A 279-nucleotide genomic window follows, 5' to 3' on the forward strand; every position below is an offset into this window, starting at 1 on the left:
GCAGTGGTATGGACTGTCGGACGAGGCGCTGGAAGACGCGCTGTACGACAGCATGGCGATGCGGGCGTTTGCCGGGATCGACTTGGCAGTAGAGGCGGTGCCAGACGCGACTACGCTGCTGAAGTTTCGCCGCTTGCTCGTCGCGCATGAGCTGACGCGAAAGCTGTTCGACGAAATCGGCGTCATGCTGTGCGAGCGGGGACTGATGATGAAGGAAGGCACTATCGTGGATGCCACCATCATCGAAGCGCCACCGTCGACCAAGAACAAGGAGAAGAG

1 protein-coding gene is annotated in these 279 nt (G+C 60.2%); it reads left to right on the forward strand.

The annotated features are described in order from the left end of the window. Positions 1-279, forward strand: a 279-nt coding sequence (locus J8I34_RS34545) for a transposase (RefSeq protein ID WP_209808662.1), incomplete at both ends; no start/stop codon positions are given.

The sequence above is a fragment of the Cupriavidus phytohabitans genome (genome assembly GCF_017815025.1).
In the GTDB taxonomy this organism is placed as follows: domain Bacteria; phylum Pseudomonadota; class Gammaproteobacteria; order Burkholderiales; family Burkholderiaceae; genus Cupriavidus.